Raw genomic sequence first — 7871 nt, forward strand, 5'->3', positions numbered from 1 at the left:
ATCGAGCGTACCCTTGACGGTGTGAGTGACTGTGGTATGCTCTCCCACCTGCCAAGGAATCACTCTGATTCATCATCGATCCTTATCCCTGTACTTACTGGTAGTGTCTACCGTTTCACCAATGGGTACAATAGGTTTAGTAGATTTTTGGTAGATGGCACTAAAAAACAGCCTCAGGAAAAACCTAAGACTGCTTGTTTTGTAAGGGTTTAAGGTTTATGCGGACGGAGAGACTCGAACTCTCACATCAGAGATACTAGAACCTAAATCTAGCGCGTCTACCAATTCCGCCACGTCCGCTTACCGTCCCGCATTGTAGCACGATCGCTCGAACTGGCGATATAATTTGGAGTCTATGACCACAACAGCAGGAACCATCACAGGTTAGGCTGTTGCGATCGCGCACCATTGAGAACTTCACGGGACTATGAGTAAGGGCACGCTGTTTGATAAAGTTTGGGACTTGCACACCGTCGGGACGTTGCCATCAGGGCAAACCCAACTCTTCATCGGTCTGCATCTGATCCATGAAGTCACCAGCCCCCAAGCCTTCGGGATGATGCGCGATCGCAACCTCACCGTCCTCTTTCCAGAGCGCACCGTTGCCACCGTCGATCACATCGTCCCCACGGAAAACCAAGCCCGCCCCTTCGCCGATGTCCTCGCCGAAGAAATGATCCAAGCCCTCGAACAAAGTTGCCAAGAGCACGGCATCCGCTTCTACAATGTTGGCTCTGGCAACCAAGGCATCGTCCATGTGATCGCCCCAGAACAGGGCCTGACGCAACCCGGCATGACCGTTGCTTGTGGTGATTCTCACACCTCCACCCATGGCGCATTTGGGGCGATCGCCTTTGGGATTGGTACGTCCCAAGTCCGCGATGTCCTCGCCTCCCAAACCCTCGCCCTCTCAAAATTGAACGTGCGCCGCGTCGAAGTGAACGGCACGCTGCGCCCTGGGGTTTACGCCAAAGATGTGATTTTGCATATCATCCGGAAATTGGGCGTGAAGGGTGGCGTGGGTTATGCCTACGAATTCGCGGGGACGACCTTCGAGGCGATGTCCATGGAAGAGCGGATGACCGTGTGCAATATGTCCATCGAAGGCGGCGCACGCTGCGGCTACATCAACCCCGACCAAACCACCTACGACTACCTGAAGGGGCGCGACTTTGCCCCCAAAGGCGAGGACTGGGATCAAGCGGTGACCTGGTGGGAGAGCATTCGCTCCGATGCCAATGCCGAGTATGACGATATTGTGACCTTTGATGCGGCGGAGATTGCCCCGACGGTGACTTGGGGGATTACGCCGGGCCAGGGGATTGGCGTGGATGAATGTATCCCCAGTTTGGATAATGTGGCGGAGAGCGATCGCGCCGTCATGAACGAAGCCTACAGCTACATGAACCTCCAACCCGGCCAAGCAATCCAAGGCACGCCCGTTGATGTCTGCTTCATCGGCAGTTGCACCAACGGCCGGATCAGCGACCTCCGCGAAGCCGCCAAAATTGCCGAAGGTCACAAGGTTGCCCCCCAGGTGAAAGCCTTCGTCGTTCCCGGTTCCGAGCGCGTCAAGCAACAGGCCGAAGCCGAAGGCCTCGACGCAATCTTCCAAGCCGCCGGATTTGAATGGCGCGAAGCCGGTTGCTCCATGTGCCTCGCCATGAACCCGGATAAACTCCAAGGCAACCAAATCAGCGCCTCTTCTTCCAACCGCAACTTCAAAGGCCGCCAAGGTTCCCCCCAAGGCCGCACCCTGCTCATGAGTCCCGCCATGGTCACGGCTGCCGCCATTCACGGCCAAGTCAAAGACGTGCGCGACCTCCTCTAAACGAGATCTGCAATGAAGTTGCGGATGCCCGCTAGGAAAATGTGAAAGCTCCGAGAGGTATTGTGAGTGAGGGATAAATAGGGCGCGATCGCCTTAGCGTGGGTTGCCGCGTAATATTCACCGACCAGCTTTTTCAGTTCTTGTTTCGCAGAATTAAGCCGATCCGGATCGCGAAATTTGCGCTGAGTTTGTCGTTTACTGAGGCTCTGAGGCTTAAGATTATAGGCTTGTTCAACAGCGGCTAGATCGCCGAGAAACCATGATTCAAGTTCACGGCAAATAATCCGAATCAATACAGTCGGTTTCCCGGCCGTGTGACAAAGATTGAATAATTCAGCCTTGAGACTTTTGCAGTCGTGGGAGTCTTGATCATGAACAATGACAAATTTTGTCTGAGGCTGATACTGAAATGCTCTGATTTTTCGAGGGATAGAACTGGCTAAATCTTGTTTGCCTTGGTGAACAAGGCAGAGATAATGAATACCATCCGGAATAACCTGAGGGAGAATTGCATCTAAAATAACTTTAATTGAAGGTTCTTCTAACAAAAAAATCACATCGTAACGCATCAGGGCGCAACTCCTTCAAACCAGCCTTGACTCCAGAGATAACCAGGCTGATCGCCTGCTTTGACAAGATTTCTAAGAATTTCGTGATCAGCCGCTTTCTGGAGGTTAGTAATGCCTTTGTTTTTGGTCAGCCAAACGATACTTTTTAGCGGAACGGCGTTCAGAAAATCAGGAGAATGGGTAGACACAAAAACCTGTCCACCCCGGTTCGCGTAACTGTCAAATTCGGCGGCAAGTTCCCGTAAAAGGCTAGGATAAAGTTGATTTTCAGGTTCTTCAACACATAATAAAGGGTGGGGCTTCGGGTCAAAGAGCAAGATTAAATAGGCAAACATTTTCATCGTGCCATCGGAGACATAACGATCAATGAATGGGTCTTTAAACGCCTGGTCTTGAAATTTGAGGATGAGTCTGCCGTCTTCGGTATTCTTGGCTTCAACGGTAGACACACCGGGAACCCGTTCCTTCATCCGCTGCAAAATTCGGTTAAAAATTTCGGGATATTGTTGATGAATATATTGGGCAACAACGGCCATATTATCGCCCGTGGGGGAAAGATGTTCGGCATACAGTTCATCTTTGCTCCCTCTCGCATCACTAATATGAAAGTCAGAAACATGCCAGTTTTCAATTAAGGAACGAAAAGCATTGGCGGCTTTAAAGCGTTGAAATTGTCCTAGTCCTTTAATCGCTAAAATATCAGCGGACTCTAGCTTTTGATCTTCCCGTTCTAATTCTTCATCACTTTTAAAATCTTCTTCATTTTTGATCGCATAGCCTTGACCATTTTGGAAGTCGAGAAAATGAAAGGGTGAACCATATTCACCACGTTTGTATCTGAGAATTTCTCGCTTAATAACGGGGCGTTGATGGACTTGTCCAATAATGAGAACATAGGTTACTAATCGTTCTGTATCCAAGATTTTCATCCGAAACTGTAGCTCAATTTCGATGTTTTCTTGTTCTTTACCTCTGGTGATAACTTCTTTGAATCCGCCTCTAATCTGCAAGGCTTGGCGAATGTTGTTTTTTAGTGAATCACGCAGAAATCCAAAAACATCAAATAGAGTTGATTTTCCTGTGCCATTTGCTCCGATGATGACACAGAAGGCGGGAATATTTGTGATTTCTATGTTTTCAAAAACACGATAATTTTTGATTTTGATGGAGGCGATTTTCATGCCATTACAATCTATGGAAATTTTGATTGTGGATTCTGTCTGTGATGTTGTTGGGAATCATTGTATCGAATTGATTGGCTGGACTGATATAGCAGTGGACAAATTCGTTAGGACAGGCAAGGGGCTTAAGCCCCTTGTTCCAGAGTCTCTGAATGTCCTGACTGCCCTGGCTAGTGCTATGTCAAGCTTTGGGAAATCCATGGACGATCGCACCCACCCATCGGATCATGATGGATGCGATCGCTCATTAATCCAGGAAATCGCCGCTGACTTGGGCGAGGGATTCGGCGGTTTGCCAGAGCTTGTAGACGAGGAATTCGGTGCGATCGCTCAAGCGAGCCACAAATACCCCTGCTTCGGCTTCGGGATTTTCGCCCACCCAAATCCCATTTAGGCAAACTTCCACATAGCCTTCATCGCAGGGTTCCACGAGTAAGGCACAGGGGGCTTCTTGGCGAGAGAGGCGATCCAGTTCATCCCAGCGGGGGACGGTGTCCGGCAGGATGAACGATGCGGTGCTGGGTTCGAGGGTGAGGCTGTGGGCGGAACGCACCGCAACCATGAGGCGGGTGTTTAACCACCGTTCGAGTGGGGTGGTCAATTGTTCCAACCAGAAGCCGTCTTCGTGGTAAATCAGTTTCAACATCGGTGTTTTGAAGGCAAAGGGATGAAAAGGGGAGTTAAGGGGGTCTAGCCGGTGGGGCTATCTTGAACGCTGTCCCAAAACTGTTCGGCGAAGATCACCGTGGGATGGATGGGGGCTTTGGGAATGGTGCGCAGGGGCATTTTGGCCTGTTCGGGGGTGCGATCGCCCTTGCGACCATTACAGGTTGCGCAGGCCGTAACGACGTTGTGCCAAGTATGTTGACCGCCTTTGGAGCGGGGTAGAACATGGTCAAGGGTGAGATGGTGCCGACTGCCGCAATATTGGCAGGTGGAGCGATCGCGCTTGAGGACTTCGCGCCGACTAACCGGGGGCACATTCCAGCCCCGTTCCCGGTGGGGAATGATCAGCCGAATATGGGCAGGAATTTGCAGGCTGACAGAGGGCGATCGCACCGCCCACACAGCGGGGTTGTACAGTAAAATCGGCTCGGCTTTCCCGGTCAAAATCAACGTCACCGCCCGCCGCAGCGTAATCCGCATCAGGGGCAAGTAGCTGTGGGAAAACACGACAACGGAACGGTTCAAAACTTCTGTGGCAGTCATGGCTCAACGTCCTGGTTACTCTGGTGGGGCGGGTCATGATCCGGGGTCAGAATCCAAACCAAAACCCCGCTTCTCATGGGGAAGAAGCGGGGTCTTAAGGGCAGACTCTGGAGGTTAAGCGCCAGGGGCAGAACTGGGGTCAGTTCGGGGCGCTTGCCCGCTTCGGGGGGGTGAAACAATCATCAAGGGGTTCGGGCGATCGCTAATTCGGCCATAGTCCGGCTTCAGCGCCATAGATGCGTTGAGATCGCCATGATCACACCCGGTCAAAAACGTTCTTTCGACGGCATCAGCGTTCGATCCCAACAGTTGCCATGGCTCACGGCCGACGTTGCTAAACGTGCCGCCAGAGATCAAGGTCAGGCCGGAGTTAAGGTTGGGGAGTAGAAGAGTTAAAGAACGCATGAAGCCTCCAAGGGTGCGATCGCGTTAAGGGCGATCGGCTCAAAAAAACGAAGTATCAGCGCGAATTCAAGCAAAATCGCTCGAATTTAAAGATTTGCGCTGGGGGTTGGATCAACCCATGCTTTAAATACTACACTTGTAATACTAGAATGTCCACACCTTTTTTTGGAGGCTTTGCAACACCCATGCAAACAATGACCCGCACCTCAACCACCGAGATGGAAGTCACGAGCATTCGCTTAGAACGCGAACTCAAAGACAAACTCAAAACCCTATCCGGCAACACCGGCTATCAAGCCCTGATCCGCAGCATCCTGTGGAATTACGTCCAACAAAAATCCGGCGACTATCGCCCCCAATTTTCCCGCCACGATATCCGCGCCTCCCTGCCCGCCACCGCCGAAAAAGACGAACATTGCGCCCTCACCGGCCACCTCATCCCGGAACAATCCGCCATGCTCCTCGGCCTCACCACGAGCGGCGATCTTGTTCCCCTCAGTCTCGATAGTTTGACTGATTAGGCGCGATCGCACCGCAACATCCTCAAGCGTGAATCTCGGCAACCCTCTCCCATCATCGAGATTCACGTTTTTTCCGATCTTGCCCACCGTGATCTGTAGCTTCTGATTGTGGGATTTGGGATTAGTTCAGAAAATCCCCTGTTTATACTGATGGAGAGTTGTTGAATTCATACCGAAAACAAGCGATCGCCCCCCAATTTATGAAAACTCTCCATTGCGCCGTTTTGCTTGGCATGAGCAGCCTATACTGTGCTAACCCAGTCCTCGCCCAAGCGATCGCCCCTGCCCCAGACGGCACAGGCACAATCGTCACCCTTGATGGCAACAGTTATCACATCGATGGGGGAACCCAAGCCGGGGAAAACCTGTTTCACTCCTTTCAAAAATTTGGGTTAAGCAGCGGCGAAATTGCCAATTTCTTAAGTGATCCCAGGATCACGAATATTTTGGGGCGAGTGACCGGGGGTGATCCATCCGTGATTAATGGGCTGATTCAAGCGACTCCGAATCTGTACCTGATCAATCCGGCGGGGATTGTGTTTGGGGCGGGGGCGAGTTTGAATGTGGGCGGGGATTTCTTGGCGACGACGAGCGATCGCATCGGCTTCGAGGGAGGGTGGTTTAATGCCATGGGTGCAAATGACTACACCACCCTGATCGGCAACCCCAATCAGTTTTCCTTTTTAAGCGCCGAACCCAGCGCGATCGTCAACACCGGAACCCTCACCTCGAACCAGGACATCACGCTTTTGGGTGGAACGGTGATCAACGGGGGGGCGATCGCTGCCCCTACCGTCACCCTCGCAGCCGTACCGGGGTCTCGTTTGGTGAATGTGGCCCAAGCGGGAATGTTGCTGAGTTTGGATTTACCCCAGGAGGCCCTAACCGCCGGAATTTCACCCATGGATTTACCCAGCTTGCTAACGGCGGGCGGGGTGGAATTACAAGGGTCAATTGTGACGGGTGATGTGCATCTGGCGGGGCCAGTCATAGCAGAGCAGGCGGATTTATTTGCGGCGGGGCGGGTGACGGTGGATGCACCGGATTTAGTGAGCGGGAAGGCGCGAGTGGTGCGCTTTTCAGAGTCGGGGCACAATCCCGATCAGGCGGTGTTTATTGATGCACGGGCGGACAATCCAGAGGCGTTATTGTTTGGGGCTGAGGCGGGAACGATCGCACAAATTATCGATCGTGATGAAAACGGCATTGCAACGATCACCGAACAGTTATCCCTGATCAGTGATGCGGTGGGGGAATTGGAATCGGTTGCGATCGTTGCCGAAGGAAATCAGGGGAATTTCTGGCTCGGCAATCAGTGGATCAACAGCGAGAACGTCGAGAATTATCAAACCCAGTTACGCACCTGGTCAGATTCCCTCACCGAGGGGGCGGATTTACTGCTTTACAGTTGTTTCACGGCCTTGGGGGCCACGGGTGAGGCATTCATAGCGAGTCTGGCCGCGATCACCGGGGCAGAGGTGGCAGCTTCAACGAATCGGACCGGGAGCAGCAACTATGGAGGGGATTGGGTTTTAGAAAGCAGTACGGGAACCATTGAAGCCATCAGGCCGTTTACTGATCGCACCCTGAGCCGTTGGCATGGGACATTAGCCAATCAAACCGTCAGCAACTTAAATGATGCTGGCACAGGCTCCCTACGCCAAGCGTTAGCTCTGGTGGGAAATAATGAGTCGGTAACGTTTAGTGTGAGCGGCACGGTGAACCTCCTCTCAACGATTAGTTGGATGCAGATCGGGGTGACGATTGATGGCAATGGCTCCACGGTTCAGGGGAGTGGCCCGTTTGGAATTTTTAACATCTCTGCGACGATGGGAACAACCACAATCAACAACCTCACGATTACGGGTGGGACGAAGACTGGCAGCGGTGGCGGGATTTCTAGCGGGGGTAATGTGAGCCTGACCAACTCCACTGTTTCAGGTAATTTTGCGACGGGCGGCGGCGGCGGGATTTCTAGCCTTGGTAATGTGAGCCTGACCAACTCCGCCATTTCAGTTGACATACTCCCCCACTAAACCCTACGGGCTATAGTGGGGGATTCTGAACAGCCAGTTACCTGACCATTTATCCACTCAAACAACGAGAGTTGCAGAGGGTTGCTAGGCTCAACGACTAACGCCATTGATTTATCCTG

8 protein-coding genes and 1 tRNA gene are annotated in these 7871 nt (G+C 52.2%); 3 read left to right on the plus strand and 6 right to left on the minus strand.

The window, feature by feature from the left end; genetic code table 11:
• Positions 1-219: 219 nt before the first annotated feature.
• A tRNA-Leu gene (locus PN477_RS17375) sits at positions 220-300 on the minus strand.
• Between the two features lie 127 nt (positions 301-427).
• Here PN477_RS17375 and leuC point away from each other — a divergent pair.
• Positions 428-1831 carry a 3-isopropylmalate dehydratase large subunit gene (leuC, locus tag PN477_RS17380; RefSeq protein WP_272116076.1) on the plus strand — a complete coding sequence of 468 codons (1404 nt, stop codon included), beginning with the start codon at positions 428-430 and terminating at the stop codon, positions 1829-1831.
• Here the strand turns inward: leuC and PN477_RS17385 are convergent.
• From PN477_RS17385 to PN477_RS17405, 5 genes are all read right to left on the minus strand, one after another.
• On the minus strand, positions 1828-2400 hold the full coding sequence (locus PN477_RS17385) for a DUF4276 family protein (protein WP_272116078.1): 573 nt from the start codon (positions 2398-2400) through the stop codon (positions 1828-1830). The two genes, leuC and PN477_RS17385, sit on opposite strands and share 4 nt — an antisense overlap.
• On the minus strand, positions 2400-3581 hold the full coding sequence (locus tag PN477_RS17390; RefSeq protein WP_272116080.1) for an AAA family ATPase: 1182 nt from the start codon (positions 3579-3581) through the stop codon (positions 2400-2402). The genes PN477_RS17385 and PN477_RS17390 overlap by 1 nt, the downstream gene beginning before the upstream one ends.
• 247 nt (positions 3582-3828) lie before the next feature.
• Positions 3829-4227, minus strand: a complete 399-nt coding sequence (locus PN477_RS17395; RefSeq protein WP_272116081.1) for an alr0857 family protein — start codon at positions 4225-4227, stop codon at positions 3829-3831.
• Between the two features lie 44 nt (positions 4228-4271).
• A complete protein-coding gene (locus tag PN477_RS17400) occupies positions 4272-4790 on the minus strand; it encodes an HNH endonuclease (RefSeq protein WP_272116083.1) in 519 nt (172 codons plus the stop codon).
• A 114-nt stretch (positions 4791-4904) separates the two neighbouring features.
• Positions 4905-5195, minus strand: a complete 291-nt coding sequence (locus PN477_RS17405; RefSeq protein ID WP_272116085.1) for a hypothetical protein — start codon at positions 5193-5195, stop codon at positions 4905-4907.
• A 185-nt stretch (positions 5196-5380) separates the two neighbouring features.
• On the opposite strand from PN477_RS17405, the gene PN477_RS17410 reads away from it, so the two are divergent.
• Positions 5381-5716 (plus strand): hypothetical protein, encoded by a 336-nt coding sequence (locus PN477_RS17410; protein WP_272116087.1) that lies wholly within the window; start codon positions 5381-5383, stop codon positions 5714-5716.
• A gap of 161 nt (positions 5717-5877) precedes the next feature.
• On the plus strand, positions 5878-7752 hold the full coding sequence (locus PN477_RS17415) for a DUF4347 domain-containing protein (RefSeq protein WP_272116089.1): 1875 nt from the start codon (positions 5878-5880) through the stop codon (positions 7750-7752).
• The last annotated feature ends 119 nt before the right edge of the window (positions 7753-7871 follow it).

It is taken from the genome of Spirulina subsalsa CS-330 (assembly GCF_028330765.1).
GTDB lineage: Bacteria > Cyanobacteriota > Cyanobacteriia > Cyanobacteriales > Spirulinaceae > Spirulina > Spirulina subsalsa_A.

Bases quoted from the DNA above. Each gene is read 5' to 3' on its own strand.
- PN477_RS17395 (WP_272116081.1), bottom strand. From the start codon at position 4,227: ATGTTGAAACTGATTTACCACGAAGACGGCTTCTGGTTGGAACAATTG.
- PN477_RS17390 (WP_272116080.1), bottom strand. From the start codon at position 3,581: ATGAAAATCGCCTCCATCAAAATCAAAAATTATCGTGTTTTTGAAAAC.
- PN477_RS17400 (WP_272116083.1), bottom strand. From the start codon at position 4,790: ATGACTGCCACAGAAGTTTTGAACCGTTCCGTTGTCGTGTTTTCCCAC.
- PN477_RS17385 (WP_272116078.1), bottom strand. From the start codon at position 2,400: ATGCGTTACGATGTGATTTTTTTGTTAGAAGAACCTTCAATTAAAGTT.
- leuC (WP_272116076.1), top strand. From the start codon at position 428: ATGAGTAAGGGCACGCTGTTTGATAAAGTTTGGGACTTGCACACCGTC.
- PN477_RS17405 (WP_272116085.1), bottom strand. From the start codon at position 5,195: ATGCGTTCTTTAACTCTTCTACTCCCCAACCTTAACTCCGGCCTGACC.
- PN477_RS17410 (WP_272116087.1), top strand. From the start codon at position 5,381: ATGCAAACAATGACCCGCACCTCAACCACCGAGATGGAAGTCACGAGC.